We start from the raw sequence: 15,921 nt of genomic DNA, 5'->3' as shown, positions 1-15,921 counted from the left end.
GAATCATGCACGTGACCCAATAGGCTTAGCGTGGCATGCAGATCCGTTTTGAAGCGAGGCACTTTCGCCAGCACGCGTTTTACGCTAACTTTGCAACGCGAAGTCCATCCCGGCCCGAGTGGAGCGATAAAGATGAGTGACGTCGAGCAAAACGCGCAGAACGATCCGATCGAACACGTCGTGCTGCTGCTATTGGAGAATCATTCGTTTGACCAGATGCTCGGCTGCCTCGATGCCGTGCACGACAAACTGGACGGCGTGCGCAACGCCGCCGGCAAATCGAACGCCGACGGTAAAGGCAACACATTCCATCCGCGTGTGACGCGCGAGCGGCAGATGAAGCAGGATCCGAATCACGGGCACAAGGCCGTGATGGAACAGATCGCCGCGGACAACAGCGGCTTCGTGCGTTCGTTCGTGAACGACTATCCGAACAGCAGCCTCGCCGCGCGGCAAGACGTGATGGGCTATTACCCGCCCGGCTTTCTGCCAGCGCTGCATACGCTCGGTTCGCAATTCACCGTGTGCGATCGGTGGTTCTCGTCATTGCCGGGGCCGACATGGCCGAACCGTTTCTTCGCGCTGACAGGTACGTCGAAAGGCGAGATAGACATGCCCGCGGGACTCGACGGGCTCAACCCGCGCTGGTACACCGAGCAGGATCAGGACACCATCTTCGATCGGCTGAATGCGGCGCGCAAAACATGGAGCGTCTACTTCTACGATTTCCCCGCTTCGCTGCTGCTCAAAAACCAGCGACGTGCGGAAAACCTCGCGAATTACCGCTCTTTCGACAAGTTCTTCGAAGACGCAGCGGGACCCGCCGATCGATTTCCGCAATTCGTGCTGATCGAGCCGAAGTACTTCGGCGAAGCGCAGAACGACGATCATCCGCCGCATAACATCATGAAGGCGGAGAAGCTGATCGCGGATACCTACAACGCGCTGCGCTCGAATCAGGCGCTGTGGGAGCGCACGTTATTGGTGATTCTCTACGATGAGCACGGCGGTTTCTACGATCACGTATCGCCTCCGGCCGACGCCGTCGCACCCGACGAGCACACCGCAAGCTTCGATTTCAAACGACTCGGCGTACGCGTTCCCGCGATCCTGGTGTCGCCGTGGTGCGAAGCCGGCGTGTGCAACGAACGATTCGATCATTGCAGCCTCCTGAAGTACCTGAGCGACAAGTGGCAAATGCCGCCGCTTGGCAAGCGCACCCAGGCGTCCGCCAACATCGGTGTGGCGATTCGCCGCGGCGGCGGCGCGCGCACCGATACGCCGGCGTTTATTCGCGTGGCCAATCAATCGTTGATTGCAGAGCACGTCGAGCTGGAGCGCAAATCGTCGAACGGCAATCAGCATGGCCTGCATCATTTCGCCGACTATCTGCACGCTGAACTGGACCGGCTCGCCGCCGAGGCAGTCGAGGCTGCCGCGCAACTGGCGCGCACCGGCAACGCATGGGTGCGCTTCAAGAGCGCGGCGGGCTCGCTGATGATGAGTGTCGGCCAGTGGCTCAGCAAGGACTTCTACGACGCACGCGACCAGCGCGATGCGCGCACGAGTCAGGCGTTCACGCGCTTGCGGCAATCGGTTCGTGGCGCGACGTCGGGCGTCGCGCGAAACGATGCGCAAGCAACGGGCTCTTCCGTCAGTCCGGTGTCGGAGAAGTAGCACTCGGCAAAAACCGCGGGCAGGTTGCTATCCGACCGGTGCAATTGGCCTGCTCCTCATGCAGTCGTTCGAACGTCAGCTTGCACGTTGGCGACGGGCGCATCCGTGCCGATCGTATCCGGCGCGTCGTTGATCAGCATTGGGCAACCATCGGTTTACGTTACTCGCCAATGTCCGCAAACCTTGCTGTCAAAGAGTGAATCGGATAACCCACTTCCACCGGAATTACTCCACTGCTCTCGCTTGCCTGTGCGCTTGCTTCCATCTTGCGTTCGAGTAACCCACCTTGCTTGACGTACCGACGCACGGCACTAACTCTTGTTGAACAGGCTCAAGACGCGGGAGATAGATTTCGCTGCCAGAACGAGCAGAGCGCCGGAGACGTTGTAGTCGACGTTGTACATCAGGTCCGTCAAGTAGAACATAGGTAGCGCAATTAGCGGATGGCATATCGTGCGGCTTATCAGGAGTCTCATAGACATCTCACGCAATGTCGATTGCCCGAAGCGGTAGGTCACTGGACGCGAACCGATGGGTGCAAGTGGGATAGCGCAGCGGGCTTCGGATAGCCATTGAAGATTTCGCCACGAGAACGACCGACGTTGCTCACGTCACGTCCCGTTCTGTACCAACTCTGCCTTTCTCAACCAGTTGCGGTCCTGCCCGCGCGTCGACGTTTCTTGTCCGATCGTCCAAGTCTTGCCGATGCTGCGCGTAGCTATTGCCGGGCGTCCAGAAAGATTGCCCTGCACTCCTGCCAAAGCGCTCGATGTTACGGTAACGACGAGGCGGGACGTCGCCACGTTGGCACACGGGCGAATCCGAGTCGCGATTGCCGCGTCGATCGTGATGGGTCCGACGCGGGGACCAACCAGGTGAGACCCGTCCGGTGAGCCAGGTTTGCTAACGACCTGGCCGCACCGCTACACATCTCATGAAGCGCCTCAGGAGGCGGGGTGGAATCATCCGTAAGGGATTTGTCATCGATTAGCGCAACGGGTATAACATGTACTCCCCGGCCAAATGACGAATGAGCGCCATCGCAGTTCCTTGTCGGGGAAATCGCATTTCACGCGAGCTATTCATGGATGCAGTCTCCGACGTTCTGCGCGCTGTGCGCCTAAGCGGCGCGGTGTTCCTGAACGGAACCTTCACGGCACCGTGGTCCTTGATAGGCCGCACCGATGCTGCGCTCTGTGCGGCCTACCTACCGCGTTCAGAGCGGGTAGTCTCCTATCATCTGATCATAGAAGGGAGTTGCTGGGCGAAGTTGGCAAACGACCCGCATTCAGCTATTCATCTCAACGCCGGAGAACTGCTGGTGATCCCGCAAGGTGAAGCGCATGTGATGGGCAGCGCCATGGATGTTCCGCCCACGCCGTCGGAATCGCTATTAGCCGGTCTGATGGCGGAAACACCCGGTGAGGTAATGACGCTGTCCCATGGAGGCGGAGGAGCGACGACTCGCATCGTATGTGGCTTTCTAGCCTGCGACGATACGCTGAGCAACCCACTGCTCTCATCGCTGCCGCGACTCTTCAAGATTGATATGCGTCAGGATCCGCGCGCGGCATGGCTTGAGTCCTCTCTCAAGTTTGCTGCCGCCGAGGCAGGGCATTCGCGTCCGGGCGGCACGATCGTACTCGCCAGACTGTCCGAACTCCTGTTTGTCGAGGCGGCGCGTAGCTGTATTGAAGCGCTACCCGCGGACCAGACAGGATGGCTGGCCGGCGTGCGCGACCGGTATGTGGGGCGCGCGCTTTCCTTGCTCCATGCTCAATCGATTCACCCCTGGACCGTCGATGAACTTGCGCGCAAGGTGGGGTTATCGCGCTCGGCGTTGGCGCAACGGTTCACCGATCTTCTTGGACAACCGCCAATGCAGTACCTTGCGCGATGGCGCATGCAGATTGCGGCACACGAGCTGCTGATCGGCAGTAAGTCACTCGCGGCAATAGCGGAGCAGATCGGCTACGAGTCGGAGGCGGCGTTCAGTCGAGCCTTCAGACGCGAATTTGGAATGCCGCCGGCGAGCTGGCGCCGGAGCAAAGGAAAGTTGGACGGCACTGCCGTATCCAGGCAGGCATCACTAAGCGCAAGCGGTATCGCATCGCCACCGGTTCAGTGACACCGTTCGCCACGCGCAACGGTGCGCCGATAAACGTCAGCAGACGCCCGAACTGATCGGTGGCTCATTGCGCCAATTGGCCGGATCAATCGCCAGCGTGCCTCTGGCATGCCCGACGCAATGTTCATTCACGCACGTCAATGCTGACGCGGCGTTTCAGTCATATCGTCCGGCGGCCCGATCATAGAGCTTCGCCTATCCCCATCGTACATTGAGCGTACCGGAACGCCAGATCAGCTATCTGGTTCTGACCGGTTGATGAACACGCATAACTCGACCGCGTGGCGGTCTCTATTGGGAGCAAGGCTATGGAAGCAGTATCGCGACTTTCCGACCGCGATCGTTACGCCCGGTGCATTCGCGCCTCAAAGATGGTCAGTTGGGATATCGACCGTGACGTGATTGGAGGCCGCACTTTTGACACATCCCAGAAGTATCTGCCCGACGGTCTCTCACTGGCGCCGAATTTCTTCACCCTGTCCGGCAGTGAGAAACGGTTTGTCAGTCAGATTCAGGGCCGCACGTATGCAAACGTGTTCGGGCTGGTCGAACGCTTCATCAACGCAAAGGTGCTTGAAATCGGCCGCGACTACTGGCTCGGCGACCAGGTGGCTCTTGAGGCGCTGGTTCGGTTCAGCGAGGAGGAAATCAAGCATCAGGCGCTGTTTCGCCGGATCGACAAAATGATCGGTGAAACCCTGCCTGCCGGCTATCGCTTCGACGTCGACCCCGATGCCATTGCCGCGGTAATCCTCGGGAAGAGCACCTGGGCCGTACTGGCGCTGACGTTGTATATCGAACTTTTCACACAGCTTCATTATCGTCAGAGCATCAATCCAGACGATCAGCTATCCGAACTGTTCAAGAACGTATTTTTCTATCACTGGAAGGAAGAGAGTCAGCACGCCATCCTTGATGAACTCGAATGGCAGCGTCACGACGCTACTGTGACGGCCAATGAGCGCGACAAGGCTGTCGACGAGTTCATCGAGCTGGTCACCGCAATCGACGGCATTCTGCAGGCGCAGGCCGCAGCCGATGCGCGTTACTTCGCGGCGAACTGCGGCCGCGCAGTCGACGAGGTTGAAACGCTGTCGATCGAAGCGAATTTTCTGGAGGCTTACCGGTGGCAATACATCCATTCCGGTGTACGCCATCCCCACTTCGGGGAGGTTCTTCATAGGCTCATCTCCGAAGACCAAGGCATGCGCATCCAGACCGCGCTAGCCACGTTGCAATGAGATCGACCGAAACGGAACAACCCGCGTAGGTAAAGGAGATGCGATATGAATGCGAATGCACAGACCCAGCAACCTAACGTCGTCAACGGCATCAACGTCGACGACCTGTTCGCGCTGATCGAGAGCGTCAGGCGCGATGCCTCGAAAGCCACCACCGGTTGGCGCATTGCTACGACATGGCAAGGCCAGACCCGGACTCGCGCGGAGGTAGACGGCTTCTCGATCGGAGGACAGAACGTGTCGCGCCGGTTCACGATCGATATCGATGAGCCTTGCGAACTTGGCGGCTCTAATCAGTTTGCCAACCCTCAGGAGCATCTGATCGCGGCGCTGAACGCTTGCATCGCGGTGGGTTACGCGGCGCAATGCGCCGTTCGCGGGATTACGCTCCAATCTCTGCACGTTGAGACTGAGGGCGAAATAGATCTCAGAGGGTTTCTTGGGCTCGACTCCAAGGTGGCAAACGGCTACGAGAGCTTGCGTTTCACCGTTCGTATCAAGGGCAGCGGCACCAGGCAGCAATTCGCCGAAATCCACGACGCTGTCATGGCCACGTCTCCCAACGTCTACAACCTGGCGAATGCGGTCGCCTTGAAATCGACGTTTGTGGTCGAGTGACTTCGAGATGGGGCGCTGCGGGACCCGAATCGTCGCCGCGGCGCTTTTTTTAACGGATGGAGGCGAGAGCACGCACGCCCAACTTCTCACACCAGGTGTTCGCCAACAACGCCGCACGCCGACCGATCGCTTTGGGCAAAGACCGCAGGCCGATCTGAGAGCACCCGGCCTTCAAAGCCATGCTCGATGCCGAGACCAGACTGCTTGTGGCCACCGAACGAAATATCGACGCCCCGGGTGCGGATTTCATTCACCCATGCCATGCCCGTCTCCAGGCGTGTGGCGACAGCTGCGATTTCAGGCAAATGCCGGCTGGCTCTTGACGCTCGGGCGTTCGCGCATTCTCGCGTACCAGGCGAGAAGGGCTTCGCACTCTGCGGGCACCCGCAGCTTCACGATCGACGCAAAGACCAGGCCGCCAATGACGGTGATGTCGGCCATCGAGAATGCATCTCCGGCGACAAACGGCTGCTCTTTCAAGACGTCATTGAAGTACTGCATGCCCCTGAGAGCTTTGTCGCGCTGACGAAATCCCCATTCGGGGTTTTGATAAAGCTCGACTTCGGGCCCCAGTCCAGGCGTGGCGTGGTGGAAATAGACACTGATGGCGTCGAGTAATTCCAGCTCGGCGCGCTTGCTCATCATGTGGATCACGCCCTTGTCGAGCGGTGTTTTGCCGGTCAGTGCGGGTGCGCCATCGAGCGTATCGAGGTATTCGGTGATAGCGGTGCATTCGGCGATGCACGTTCCGTCATGGAGTTCGAGGACCGGCAGCGTACCCGAGTAGTTTTTCCCTGAGATGAACTCGGGCCTTTTGTGCTCTCCCTTGTAAAGATCGACCATCACGAACTCGACGCGCGATTGCAGATTCTTTTCGGCCAAAGCGATACGCACCCGCGTCGGATAAGGTCCCTTGGGGAAATCGTAAATCGTCATGATGGGCAGTTCGGTTACATCGGAATGAATGATGCCGGATGTCATGCTTACCTCTCCAGGTGGCGGTTACTCGGGATCGGGGGATAGGGGACAGTATCCACCGACCTACCTAACGCTTGTTAGGTTTACCATAGAGGGTACAATTCGCTGTGTCAACAGTCATCCCAGTTTCAGGAGGCGGTCGCAGTGAAGAACGATTCGGGCTTGAGCTCCAGGGAACGAATCCTGGCGGCTGCTACAGAGATTGCGCAAGCGCACGGCTACAGCGGCCTGAATTTTCGTGATCTCGCTGAGGCTGTCGGCATCAAGGCCGCGAGCATCTACCATCACTTCGCAAGCAAGTCCGATCTCGGAGCCGAGGTGGCGAGGCGTTACTGGGAGGACTCGGCAGCCACCCTGGATGCACTTTGGGCCGAATCCGCGAATCCGATCGACTGTCTGCGCCGCTATCCGGATACATTTCGCACGGCACTGGAGCGCGATAATCGCATCTGCCTCTGCAGCTTCATGGCCGCCGAATCTGATGACTTGCCGGAGGCGGTGACCAAGGAGGTCCAAACCTTTGCGGACGTGAATGTTGCATGGCTCAGCAAGGTGCTATCCGCCACGGCGATTGTCCGGGCCGAGGAGCGCGGGGGGCGTGCTCGCGCCATCTTCGCAGCCGTCGCCGGCGCTCAACTCATCGCCAGAAGTCGCGCGGATATCTCTGTCTACGATGGGTTAATTGAAAGCTATCGTATTGCCGGTCTTTTGCCGGCATAGCAGTAGAAAAAAAGCCGGTACGACGCCTCCTGGCCTTCGAGGTGCAGGTGCCGGTGTGTCGGATGGGCAAACGTTTCTGGCGACTGACGTTTCACCGCACATGTTGGGCGGGGAGTCGGCGGTCGACGGCGACATCTCGCTGCTATAACGTCTCGGCCCAAGACCCTCGCATTGGTGATCGCACATGTATTGCTATCCGAACATCGAACAGTCCGATTTGCCGCCGTGCTCGCAGTTGAGACTGTCGTACGGCCTGGCTGATTTCGCGGACGCGTTCTCGGTGGACCTGCCAGAAAGAGCCTGCCACGACGCAGAGGCGCTCGCACGACACGTTTTCGCCAGGCAGCCCGCGTGGATTGGCATGCTGCTGAGATTCCGGGACATTCTCGTGCGGCCGTTCGGCTTGAAGACAGCAGCTGACCTCAAGCAGAAAGGAGGCGACAGGATAAGCCTATTTCACGTATTCGAACGATATGACGACGAGATCGTTCTCGGCGAGGATGACACGCATCTGGATTTTCGCCTCTCGGTCCTGGTGCAGCCGTCATCTCACGGTCGATCCCGCCTCACAGTCACGACGCTCGTCTTCTACAAGCGTCCGCTGGGGCGAGCCTATATCACGCTCATCGCGCCTTTTCATCGGGTTGTCGTCCGAGCTTCGCTTCATCGCGCGCAGCGGCTAGGATGGCCCAATGCATAACGGCGATCCCACTCGCAATCGGCCAACCCTGTCAGTTTTCCGCGTAGCGACACGCCAGATCCGTTCATTTTGACGCCGAGACCAAGCTAAGCGCGTATGCTGGGAATGTCACCTAGTCACGCAACGCACCAGGAGCAACACCATGGCCAAAAGTCAATTACGCAGCACACGCGAAGCGAAAAAGCCCAAGCAACCCACGAAGCCGTCAGTGCCGGCAAAGCCGTTCAGCCCGGTTCATTCGCGGATTGCGAACGAAGGAGTTGCCAAGAAAAAGACATAAATCGGTTGGCCGCGGACACGCCGCACAGCGATCGCATGCAACTTCTAGCGTTTACCGCAGGAAATTGATATCTCCACATCGAAGGCGCAAGCCGCTTCGGGAGGCGCATCATGATCCATCACAACTCCGACCCCACTTTTCGAGGGCTTCCGCTCACGGCCGAGCAAGACTCGGAAATTCGTCACTACCTGAACAGAAAGGCCAAGCTGGGCAAGCCATGGAACACGCCCGAACTGCGCGGGATGCTTGAGGACATGCTGCTGCCGCCAAGCACCGAAGACGTCAGCGAGAGCGATATCCCGGGCGACGCGTCGACCGCCGCTGAGCGCGCCGCGGCATTCGTCGATCAGGATATGGAACCCATCGAGGCGTATGAGGAATTGCATGCCGCGATGGAAGCCGAAAGCATGAAAGGCGATCCGCACTAGCGGGAGCGCTCCGCGCAGGTAGTGAGCGTGCAACCCGGTCCATCTCGAGGCGTAGAACGAAGGACGACACATGGCACTTAGCTTTTCCAACCCCAGCCGCAGCTATGATGGGATCAGGCATGGCGTGTGGTTCTGGGGATACGACAAAGCACGCGAGATTACCTTCTTTGTGGAAGACCGCGTACTGAAGCATTTCGACTCCGCCCTCGGTACTGACGAAGCCGAGGTGCTTGCCTCCTTCGACCGGAATCGCAATGAGATCCTGAAGGTCGCCATGACCCTTTATGCTGAGGGGCCGCAGACTCTCTACACGCTGCACTAAAGAAGAAGCCTGGGCGGGCCGCGAGCGACACGCCCCGCCGCATCGGGCGCGCAGGCATCCGCCGAGGGTTGCGCTGGAGGCGAGGATGCGGGAGAAAGCGCACGCTCGCTTCGACTTGCTTCGAGAAACTTATGCGATGAAGCCTCGAAAGATCCATTGATCCCTTGGCCGCGTCCCAACCAGCAATCGGACCCATTTGAGCCATTCGGTCTGTAATGGCTCAAATGGTGTAGCGAGGACGCCATCCAGATGGTCGACAATGGCCGTTCCTCGAACCTGCTTTACGGTCGCTGTGGGGCTGTCTTCCTTTGCATTCGAATACCCCTGGATGCGACAGCGCGAAGGATGCGGCGAAACGCCGGGCATTCCATGTGGCTTGGTGCGGGGCAGGCAGCGGCATGTCGCAACCCGTCGCGCATGACGCTCAATTTGCGGATCGTCGCGTCCAACTCGTCGGCCTTGGCCACCAGCATCCGGCGGTCGATGCGCGGCTGCCCCGCCGGCGCAAACATCAACGCGATGTCATCGAGCGAGAAGCCGGCAGCGCGCCCCAGCGCGATCAATGCCAACTGATCCAGCACGCCGGGGTTGTACAGGCGGCGCAATCCCCGGCGGCCGCTCGACGCTATCAGCCCCTTTGCCTCGTAGAACCGCAGCGTCGATGCGGGTACGCTGGATCGCCGCACCACCTCGCCGATATCTAGCTTGAACATCGCTTGACCTGAAGTCGACTTGAACTTGCATAGTTTAGCTTCCGCTCCCCGGGGGCAAGCCAAGGACAACGATCATGGATGTCACACGCCAGACTGAAAACGCGCAGACGGCACTTTGGAATGGCAGCGCCGGTCGCGCATGGATAGCCGAACAGGCGGTACTCGACCAGATGTTCAAGCCCCTCGAGGAGCTACTGGTCGACATGATGGGCGCCGGAGCCGGGCTGCGGGTGCTCGACGTCGGCTGTGGCACGGGCGCCACGACGCTTGCCGCGGCACGGCGGCTCGGCGCGAACGGCCATTGCATCGGAATCGATGTTTCCGCCCCGATGATCACGGTCGCCCGGCGGCGTGCCGAGCGAGAGAACTCGACAGCCAGCTTCGTCTGTGCCGACGCACAGACCCATGCCTTTGAGCCGGCGAGCTTCAACAGGATCATGTCGCGGTTCGGCATCATGTTCTTCGAGAACCCGTCGCTGGCGTTCGCAAACCTGCGGTGCGCTGCAAAGGACGGCGCCGGATTGCGCTGCATTGCCTGGCGCAGTGCCGAGGACAATCCGTTCATGACCACCGCCGAGCGCGCCGCTGCACCCCTGTTGCCGAACCTGCCCGCTCGCCGGCCTGACGCGCCAGGGCAATTCTCCTTCGCGGACCCGCATCGGGTGTCGGCTATCCTGGAGGAGAGCGGCTGGGCGGAGATCGACATCCGGCCGATCGATATGGACTGCACTTTGCCCGAGAAGGAGTTGGTCAGCTACTTCAGCCGGCTAGGCCCTGTTGGTCGGATCCTTCAGGAAACGGACGAGCGGACGCGAACCCAGGTCATTGAATCTGTCCGCGCCGCCTTTGACCCCTATGTGCACGGAACCGAAGTTCGCTACACCGCGGCCTGCTGGATGCTCAGCGCGCGAGCGCTGTCTACGGACGGCCGTTCCTGACACAAAGAAGCGGCACGTGTCCATCCGGTCAGTCGATCGTAGGAAGGACGAACCGTTCGTTAAACGTCAGATTGACCCCAACGAGCGGTCCGCCGGTTTGCTGGAGTCGGCCGCCAACCGCGAGGGAACCGAGATCGAGGCTGTAAAAACCGATCTGCTCAATGAGGTCGGTCACCCTCTTTTTGGCGTCGGCATCGTCCCCGGATACGAAGAACGCGGTCTTCCGTTTTGCTGGTGAGAAATCCGAGATCCAAGACATTGGAACGGTGTTGAACGCCTTGACGACCCTCGCTCCCGGCGCGAGATCGGCGACGATCTCGCTCGACGTCCGACCGGATATGTCGCCCAACATCAAAGGCTGATAGCTGGCAACGCGGTTGGTCGTATCCACCAGGATCCGGCCTTTCCAGTCGCTGACCGAAAACAACGCTGCCTGCACGTGCCACCATTTGGTGGCGAGCACCACGAGGTCCTGCTCGGCAGCCTCCTTAGCCGTTCCGGCGGCAGCGCCGGAACCCAACTCCGCGATAACGGAGGCGAGCGATTCAGGCTCACGCGAATTACTCAGTACAACCTCGTGACCCACCGATAGGGTGTGTTTGGCAATCGATTGGGCGACAATCCCGGCGCCGATAAAGCCAATTTTCATTGCGAACTTCCTTGCTGTTATGGGTTGAGCATTCGTCCAGCACGGGCGCCATCTAGTGACCGCGCTCGGCGTATGAATCATGCTAGCCATGTAACTTGCAAAACACAAGTAAACTGACCGGGATTTTACTTGTGACATGCAAGCGATGCTAAGATCCAGCCATGAAGACGACGAGCAAACAAGACATTCGGTCACATTGCGCAGTGAACTACGGCGTAGAGATCTTCGGCGACAGGTGGTCGCTCTTGATCATTCGCGACATCGTTTTTGCTGGCAAGAAGACGTACGGCGAGTTCCTGAAATCGGAAGAAGGAATCGCGACGAATATCCTGGCTTCCCGCCTTGCCTTTCTTGAGGAGCAAGGGATTCTCTCGAGGACGCCCAGCCCCGCCGACGGGCGCAAGGACTTCTACACGTTGACGGAGAAAGGCCTGGACCTGATTCCCATCGTGCTCGACATAGCCCTTTGGAGCGCAAAGCACGATTCGAAGTCGTACGTGCGGCGCCGCAAGGATTTCCTTGCGCGATTGAAGCGAGACCGAATAGAGGTGAGCGAAGAGGTGAAGGCGTTGGTCCGCAACGGCGGGTGTGTCTTTCCTCAGAGCAAGGAATGAGCATGACGGCAAGCGCGCCCTATCGGGTCGCACGGACAATAAGCACAAACCACCGGCTACTGCGCCCGCAGGCGCTTCACTAACGCCGCCAGCACCGGCGAAACCTGCTTGCGCGACGGGTAGTAGAGGAAGAATCCCGCAAACGGCGGACACCAGTCGTCCAGTATCCGAACCAGACGCCCCGTTTCAACATGCGGCGCCGCCTCGTGCTCCAGTACGTAGGCCACGCCAAGACCATCGACAGCGGCCTGCAACATCGGGCCGGGCTCATTGAAAGTCAGCGGCCCTGACGGCGCCACTTTCAGCGCTCGCCCCTCCTTTTCAAACTCCCATGCATACAGGCTGCCCGTGCTTTCCATCCGGTAGTTGATGCAGCGGTGATGCTGCAGTTCCCCCGGCGTTGCCGGCGCTCGATGTCGCGACAGATATGCCGGCGAGGCGACGACTTCGCTGCAACGCTGGGTAAGCAACGCGACGCCCTGCTCGCCTCGGATGGGAAGCAGCAGAACGATCCGTCGAAAGGCGCGCTTGCGATCATCGAGGCGCTGAAAGCGAAACAACCGCCGTTGCATCTGCTACTGGGCGTCGACGCGCTTGAACTCGCACGCAAACAGCTTGCTGCAATGGCCCGGGATTTTGACGCTTGGGAGACGCTGACACGAAGCACTGCATTTGACGAACCGGCGTAAGTACTGCCCACCGGTATTGCGTAGAGCATGTCGGACGCGAGGGAGGCAACCATAATCGCCTACGCGTTAACCCTAAAGGTTCCGCACTTCTGTATCAAATATCGCAATAAACATTACCCATCTCGCGAGTTACTCTGCCTAGTTCACCAATCTACAATGTAATCACTGACTACGAACAAGCAAGTTCGCAGCACAAAAAACCGTGAACTGGAGGTAAGTATCATGAAATCGCTGATTCAAGCCGTTGTCATCGCCGTCGCTATCGCCGCCCCGGTCGCTGCGTTTGCGCAAGCCAACCAGCCCGTGACGCGCGCTCAGGTACGCGCCGAACTGGTCCAACTCGAACAGGCCGGCTATCAACCCGGTCACGCCGACCCGCACTACCCGGCTGACATCCAGGCTGCGCAAGCCCGCGTCGACGCGCAAAACGGCGTCGGCCAGGCCACTAGCGGCTTCGGTGGTGTAGAGAGCGGTACGTCGCAATCGAGCCATGCGGCTCCGACGGTTGGCCCGAAGTCGGTCTACTTCGGTCATTAAGCGGTAAGCAGTAGGCGGTTCGTGAAGCCCAGCAGTTGTGTCGCCCGAAGCCGTACGGCGGCGACACGAACCGCTAGCAGTTCCGAATAGCGCGTCCTTGCGACGCGCATCCCGATTCAAATGAACTGGCCCGCGGCTCGGGTATCTCCGAGCGCGGGCCAGTTCAATATGGGGTTACCTCCGTCATCGGACTCCCGATGACTTCGCCCAGGCCTTCACGGTCTGGGCGCTTTTTCGCGGCGCTCTGCGTGCACCGCGACGAATCCTCAGTTGCCCCCGCTCAGTCGCGCGCGATCAGATCGCCGACCTGGCCGCGCCCGGTCACGAGGCAACTCGACAGGAAGCTCTCGCTCTGCGCGCTCGCGCCAGCGTCACCAAAGCCCTTTTTCAACGCATCCGATTTGACCAGCGCCGCGCCCTGGTGACAGGTAATCGTGCCGACCTCACCCGCCTGCGCACGCATCAACGTCCGATCCGCCATCAAATAGCCAAGCAAAAGCACCAACGCAATATTGAACGCTTGTCGCATGGTCGCCTCCTTTTCGAAGAGACTAACGCGAAGCGCGAATGCAGTGGCCTAGGGCTTTCCCGATTGTTGACGGTTCAATGATCCAGAATAAATCGCGGCTACTGCGGGCGATTCGTAGTGCATTGAAGCGATTCAGTTTTATTCGATGCGGGTAGCTGTGCGCGCAACCGTAGGCGTTTACGCCTACAGCCGCGTTTCGATCCTCGCGATGCGGCTATTGATCGCGTTGCGCAAGAGCGCATTCGACGGCACCAGCAGCAGCGACGACCCGATGATCCGATACACGCGATGGCGCGTCACCTTCGACACTTTCGCCGGATCGAGCCACGCGTCGTTATCCGCGAGCAGCAGCAAGGTGTCGAGGCCGATCAGGATCGGCCACAGGCAGGCGAGCCGCAAGCGCACCGCGCTCGCCGGAATCGCGAGCGTATAGTCGAGCGCCGCGCGGAAATGGTCGAGGCTCTTGCGCAGAAGTTCGCCGAGCAGCGGCCGCGCGCGCAGCGAATTGGCCGGTTGCAGCAGATCGCGCGCGCTCAGAGCGTGGCGCTCGAGCATGCTCTGCGGCAGATAGCAGCGGCCGATGCGCAAGTCTTTGCCGCAATCACGCAGCACGTTGGTCATCTGCAATGCCTTGCCGAAACGCACGCCACGCTGCGTCATCGTGTCGGGCTGTTCTTTCAGCGTGCCCGGCATGTGCGCGTAAGTCATCGTGGTCCAGAACTCGCCGACGCATCCCGCGACCAGATACGTATAGCGATCGAGTTCGTCGTATTCGCGCAGTGCCGCGATCTGGCCGGAGCGTTCGTCGGGGAACGTGCGCAAATCGAATTCCATGCCTTCGGTCAGCGTCGTGACGATTGCGCGCACCGCTTGGCGGTCGGACTCGCTCAGTTGTGAGAGCACGTCGAGTGCGGGGCTCAACGATTCGAGCAGCAGCTTTTCATCCGACTGTGCCTGCTGATCTGCGAGTTCCGCGGCGATGCGTTGGAACGGCGCGCTGTCGACGGCCACACCATTGACCTGATCGCGTAGTGCGAGCAGCAATTCGAGGCGTTGAGCTGGTGCAATCAGCGAGGTGTCCGCAATCGTATCGGCCGCGCGCGCGAGCAGATAGGCGAGTCCGATCGGATCGCGCATGCCGATGGGCAATACGCGCAGCGTCAAGTAGAAGGAGCGTGAAACGCCTTTCAGGAGCGGGCCGAGAAGGAAGGCCCGGGTCGAATCCGGCATGGGTCGAGTTGGATTGGTTGGCAAATAGGCGGGGAAAGCCCGCGGCGCTCAGGCGCTGCCGAATTGTATACGGCCGGGCGCGGCTGATAACAGGACACTGCCGGGACTCTTGCGCGACTTCCCGCGATGCCGGTGCGCATCGGCGCTTGCCAACCTGTGGCGCGTGGCTATCTGCCTGTGGCCTCTGCCGGCCGTCGCGTGCAATGTGATGAGCCAGCCGATCAGGCACATTCAGCGTGTCAGAACCCATGCAACGACACCACGATCAACGCCGCGGCAACCGCTGCGACCACGTCCTCGATCAACGCCGCGGGTGCATCGCGCCCGAACATGTTCGCGAGAGAGCTGCGCACCTTCGCGCCGCCGAGCGTGCCGATCACCGCGCCGACGGCTCCGACCACCGCGCCGAGAACCCCGACGATCAAGCCGCCCGCGAGGCCGCCATGCGCGCCGCTGATCGCCGCGCCGCTCAGCGCACCGAGCACGATGCGCGCGCCGAACTGCAGCGGCACCTTGCGGCTCGGCGTTTCGGGCAATTGATCCGTGACCAGTTCGATCACCGCCAGCACGGTGAAGATATACGGCGTGGCCGTGAAGCCGAGGAATGCGAGCGGCGTGCCTTGCAGCGGCAGCCATCCCAGACGCGCAGCCCAACTGACGGCGGTGGGGGCGATCATCGCGCGAAGGCCGGCGACGACGCCGATGAACAAGGCCAGAACATACACGGACATAGCGGACTCCCGATCGAGGGCAATGATGCAAGGTTGCACAAGCCGACGGCTTATCAGGACGAACGTCGGCAGAACATGTCGAGCATTCCATCTGCACAGTCAACTTCTCCCACCTACATCGACGCAATCCGCAGTGGCCGTTCACGATTGTTCACGCTTGCCGACGCTTTGTCTCCGACCCGCTACCGCGGGTCTCGCG

21 protein-coding genes are annotated in these 15,921 nt (G+C 60.1%); 13 read left to right on the top strand and 8 right to left on the bottom strand.

What is annotated here, in order from left to right:
• Positions 1 to 132 precede the first annotated feature (132 nt).
• From BJG93_RS18275 to BJG93_RS18260, 4 genes are all read left to right on the top strand, one after another.
• Entirely contained in the window at positions 133 to 1,677 is a 1,545-nt protein-coding gene (locus tag BJG93_RS18275; protein WP_027195714.1) for an alkaline phosphatase family protein, read from the top strand.
• Between the two features lie 1,084 nt (positions 1,678 to 2,761).
• Positions 2,762 to 3,805: an AraC family transcriptional regulator gene (locus tag BJG93_RS18270; RefSeq protein ID WP_027195713.1), complete on the top strand. Its 1,044-nt coding sequence runs from the start codon at positions 2,762 to 2,764 to the stop codon at positions 3,803 to 3,805.
• Between the two features lie 308 nt (positions 3,806 to 4,113).
• Entirely contained in the window at positions 4,114 to 5,046 is a 933-nt protein-coding gene (locus BJG93_RS18265) for a hypothetical protein (protein ID WP_027195712.1), read from the top strand.
• Between the two features lie 45 nt (positions 5,047 to 5,091).
• A complete protein-coding gene (locus BJG93_RS18260) occupies positions 5,092 to 5,664 on the top strand; it encodes an OsmC family protein (protein WP_027195711.1) in 573 nt (190 codons plus the stop codon).
• 86 nt (positions 5,665 to 5,750) lie between these two features.
• Here BJG93_RS18260 and BJG93_RS18255 read toward each other — a convergent pair whose 3' ends face one another.
• Together BJG93_RS18255 and BJG93_RS18250 are read right to left on the bottom strand one after the other, a co-directional pair.
• Positions 5,751 to 5,927 (bottom strand): hypothetical protein, encoded by a 177-nt coding sequence (locus tag BJG93_RS18255; RefSeq protein WP_231337557.1) that lies wholly within the window; start codon positions 5,925 to 5,927, stop codon positions 5,751 to 5,753.
• Between the two features lie 34 nt (positions 5,928 to 5,961).
• A complete protein-coding gene (locus tag BJG93_RS18250) occupies positions 5,962 to 6,600 on the bottom strand; it encodes a glutathione S-transferase (protein WP_407675328.1) in 639 nt (212 codons plus the stop codon).
• A gap of 186 nt (positions 6,601 to 6,786) precedes the next feature.
• Between BJG93_RS18250 and BJG93_RS18245 the strand changes: the two genes are divergently transcribed.
• From BJG93_RS18245 to BJG93_RS18225, 5 genes are all read left to right on the top strand, one after another.
• Entirely contained in the window at positions 6,787 to 7,362 is a 576-nt protein-coding gene (locus tag BJG93_RS18245) for a TetR/AcrR family transcriptional regulator (protein WP_027195709.1), read from the top strand.
• Between the two features lie 184 nt (positions 7,363 to 7,546).
• Positions 7,547 to 8,062, top strand: a complete 516-nt coding sequence (locus BJG93_RS18240; RefSeq protein WP_027195708.1) for a DUF2867 domain-containing protein — start codon at positions 7,547 to 7,549, stop codon at positions 8,060 to 8,062.
• Positions 8,063 to 8,204: 142 nt separating this feature from the next.
• Entirely contained in the window at positions 8,205 to 8,342 is a 138-nt protein-coding gene (locus BJG93_RS18235) for a hypothetical protein (RefSeq protein WP_167544170.1), read from the top strand.
• Between the two features lie 110 nt (positions 8,343 to 8,452).
• Positions 8,453 to 8,770 (top strand): hypothetical protein, encoded by a 318-nt coding sequence (locus BJG93_RS18230; RefSeq protein WP_027195707.1) that lies wholly within the window; start codon positions 8,453 to 8,455, stop codon positions 8,768 to 8,770.
• 70 nt (positions 8,771 to 8,840) lie between these two features.
• Positions 8,841 to 9,092, top strand: coding sequence for a DUF1488 family protein (locus BJG93_RS18225; RefSeq protein ID WP_018425166.1), 252 nt, complete (start codon positions 8,841 to 8,843; stop codon positions 9,090 to 9,092).
• Positions 9,093 to 9,373: 281 nt separating this feature from the next.
• Here the strand turns inward: BJG93_RS18225 and BJG93_RS18220 are convergent, their stop codons facing one another.
• Entirely contained in the window at positions 9,374 to 9,805 is a 432-nt protein-coding gene (locus BJG93_RS18220; protein ID WP_027195706.1) for a helix-turn-helix domain-containing protein, read from the bottom strand.
• 74 nt (positions 9,806 to 9,879) lie between these two features.
• Here BJG93_RS18220 and BJG93_RS18215 point away from each other — a divergent pair, with 74 nt between their 5' ends.
• Entirely contained in the window at positions 9,880 to 10,743 is an 864-nt protein-coding gene (locus BJG93_RS18215; RefSeq protein WP_027195705.1) for a class I SAM-dependent methyltransferase, read from the top strand.
• Positions 10,744 to 10,771: 28 nt separating this feature from the next.
• On the opposite strand, the gene BJG93_RS18210 is transcribed toward BJG93_RS18215, so the two are convergent.
• Positions 10,772 to 11,392 carry an NADPH-dependent F420 reductase gene (locus BJG93_RS18210; RefSeq protein WP_051374270.1) on the bottom strand — a complete coding sequence of 207 codons (621 nt, stop codon included), beginning with the start codon at positions 11,390 to 11,392 and terminating at the stop codon, positions 10,772 to 10,774.
• A 161-nt stretch (positions 11,393 to 11,553) separates the two neighbouring features.
• On the opposite strand from BJG93_RS18210, the gene BJG93_RS18205 reads away from it, so the two are divergent.
• Positions 11,554 to 12,006: a winged helix-turn-helix transcriptional regulator gene (locus tag BJG93_RS18205; RefSeq protein WP_027195704.1), complete on the top strand. Its 453-nt coding sequence runs from the start codon at positions 11,554 to 11,556 to the stop codon at positions 12,004 to 12,006.
• 56 nt (positions 12,007 to 12,062) lie between these two features.
• On the opposite strand, the gene BJG93_RS18200 is transcribed toward BJG93_RS18205, so the two are convergent.
• Positions 12,063 to 12,476 carry a LysR substrate-binding domain-containing protein gene (locus BJG93_RS18200; RefSeq protein WP_231337602.1) on the bottom strand — a complete coding sequence of 138 codons (414 nt, stop codon included), beginning with the start codon at positions 12,474 to 12,476 and terminating at the stop codon, positions 12,063 to 12,065.
• Here BJG93_RS18200 and BJG93_RS18195 point away from each other — a divergent pair.
• Both BJG93_RS18195 and BJG93_RS18190 read left to right on the top strand, forming a co-directional pair.
• Complete coding sequence (locus tag BJG93_RS18195) at positions 12,387 to 12,695, top strand: Rossmann-fold NAD(P)-binding domain-containing protein (protein WP_231337615.1); 309 nt, start codon at positions 12,387 to 12,389, stop codon at positions 12,693 to 12,695. The two genes, BJG93_RS18200 and BJG93_RS18195, sit on opposite strands and share 90 nt — an antisense overlap.
• Positions 12,696 to 12,917: 222 nt before the next feature.
• Entirely contained in the window at positions 12,918 to 13,232 is a 315-nt protein-coding gene (locus BJG93_RS18190; protein ID WP_027195703.1) for a DUF4148 domain-containing protein, read from the top strand.
• A 280-nt stretch (positions 13,233 to 13,512) separates the two neighbouring features.
• On the opposite strand, the gene BJG93_RS18185 is transcribed toward BJG93_RS18190, so the two are convergent.
• From BJG93_RS18185 to BJG93_RS18175, 3 genes are all read right to left on the bottom strand, one after another.
• Positions 13,513 to 13,761 carry a hypothetical protein gene (locus BJG93_RS18185; RefSeq protein ID WP_027195702.1) on the bottom strand — a complete coding sequence of 83 codons (249 nt, stop codon included), beginning with the start codon at positions 13,759 to 13,761 and terminating at the stop codon, positions 13,513 to 13,515.
• A 183-nt stretch (positions 13,762 to 13,944) separates the two neighbouring features.
• Positions 13,945 to 14,991: a phytoene/squalene synthase family protein gene (locus BJG93_RS18180; protein ID WP_027195701.1), complete on the bottom strand. Its 1,047-nt coding sequence runs from the start codon at positions 14,989 to 14,991 to the stop codon at positions 13,945 to 13,947.
• A 239-nt stretch (positions 14,992 to 15,230) separates the two neighbouring features.
• A complete protein-coding gene (locus BJG93_RS18175) occupies positions 15,231 to 15,722 on the bottom strand; it encodes a DUF4126 family protein (protein WP_027195700.1) in 492 nt (163 codons plus the stop codon).
• Between the last annotated feature and the right edge of the window lie 199 nt (positions 15,723 to 15,921).

Origin of the sequence: Paraburkholderia sprentiae WSM5005, assembly GCF_001865575.2 — a bacterium.
Lineage (GTDB): Bacteria > Pseudomonadota > Gammaproteobacteria > Burkholderiales > Burkholderiaceae > Paraburkholderia > Paraburkholderia sprentiae.
The sequence above is the reverse complement of the archived record's forward strand: the minus strand, read 5'-3'. Positions and strand labels throughout refer to the sequence as shown.

Coding starts and splice junctions, on each gene's coding strand:
- BJG93_RS18265 (WP_027195712.1), top strand. CDS start 4,114: ATGGAAGCAGTATCGCGACTTTCCGACCGCGATCGTTACGCCCGGTGC.
- BJG93_RS18180 (WP_027195701.1), bottom strand. CDS start 14,991: ATGCCGGATTCGACCCGGGCCTTCCTTCTCGGCCCGCTCCTGAAAGGC.
- BJG93_RS18230 (WP_027195707.1), top strand. CDS start 8,453: ATGATCCATCACAACTCCGACCCCACTTTTCGAGGGCTTCCGCTCACG.
- BJG93_RS18185 (WP_027195702.1), bottom strand. CDS start 13,761: ATGCGACAAGCGTTCAATATTGCGTTGGTGCTTTTGCTTGGCTATTTG.
- BJG93_RS18195 (WP_231337615.1), top strand. CDS start 12,387: ATGCTGCAGTTCCCCCGGCGTTGCCGGCGCTCGATGTCGCGACAGATA.
- BJG93_RS18225 (WP_018425166.1), top strand. CDS start 8,841: ATGGCACTTAGCTTTTCCAACCCCAGCCGCAGCTATGATGGGATCAGG.
- BJG93_RS18275 (WP_027195714.1), top strand. CDS start 133: ATGAGTGACGTCGAGCAAAACGCGCAGAACGATCCGATCGAACACGTC.
- BJG93_RS18250 (WP_407675328.1), bottom strand. CDS start 6,600: ATGACGATTTACGATTTCCCCAAGGGACCTTATCCGACGCGGGTGCGT.
- BJG93_RS18210 (WP_051374270.1), bottom strand. CDS start 11,392: ATGAAAATTGGCTTTATCGGCGCCGGGATTGTCGCCCAATCGATTGCC.
- BJG93_RS18240 (WP_027195708.1), top strand. CDS start 7,547: ATGTATTGCTATCCGAACATCGAACAGTCCGATTTGCCGCCGTGCTCG.
- BJG93_RS18215 (WP_027195705.1), top strand. CDS start 9,880: ATGGATGTCACACGCCAGACTGAAAACGCGCAGACGGCACTTTGGAAT.
- BJG93_RS18205 (WP_027195704.1), top strand. CDS start 11,554: ATGAAGACGACGAGCAAACAAGACATTCGGTCACATTGCGCAGTGAAC.
- BJG93_RS18220 (WP_027195706.1), bottom strand. CDS start 9,805: ATGTTCAAGCTAGATATCGGCGAGGTGGTGCGGCGATCCAGCGTACCC.
- BJG93_RS18270 (WP_027195713.1), top strand. CDS start 2,762: ATGGATGCAGTCTCCGACGTTCTGCGCGCTGTGCGCCTAAGCGGCGCG.
- BJG93_RS18235 (WP_167544170.1), top strand. CDS start 8,205: ATGGCCAAAAGTCAATTACGCAGCACACGCGAAGCGAAAAAGCCCAAG.
- BJG93_RS18175 (WP_027195700.1), bottom strand. CDS start 15,722: ATGTCCGTGTATGTTCTGGCCTTGTTCATCGGCGTCGTCGCCGGCCTT.
- BJG93_RS18260 (WP_027195711.1), top strand. CDS start 5,092: ATGAATGCGAATGCACAGACCCAGCAACCTAACGTCGTCAACGGCATC.
- BJG93_RS18190 (WP_027195703.1), top strand. CDS start 12,918: ATGAAATCGCTGATTCAAGCCGTTGTCATCGCCGTCGCTATCGCCGCC.
- BJG93_RS18255 (WP_231337557.1), bottom strand. CDS start 5,927: ATGGCATGGGTGAATGAAATCCGCACCCGGGGCGTCGATATTTCGTTC.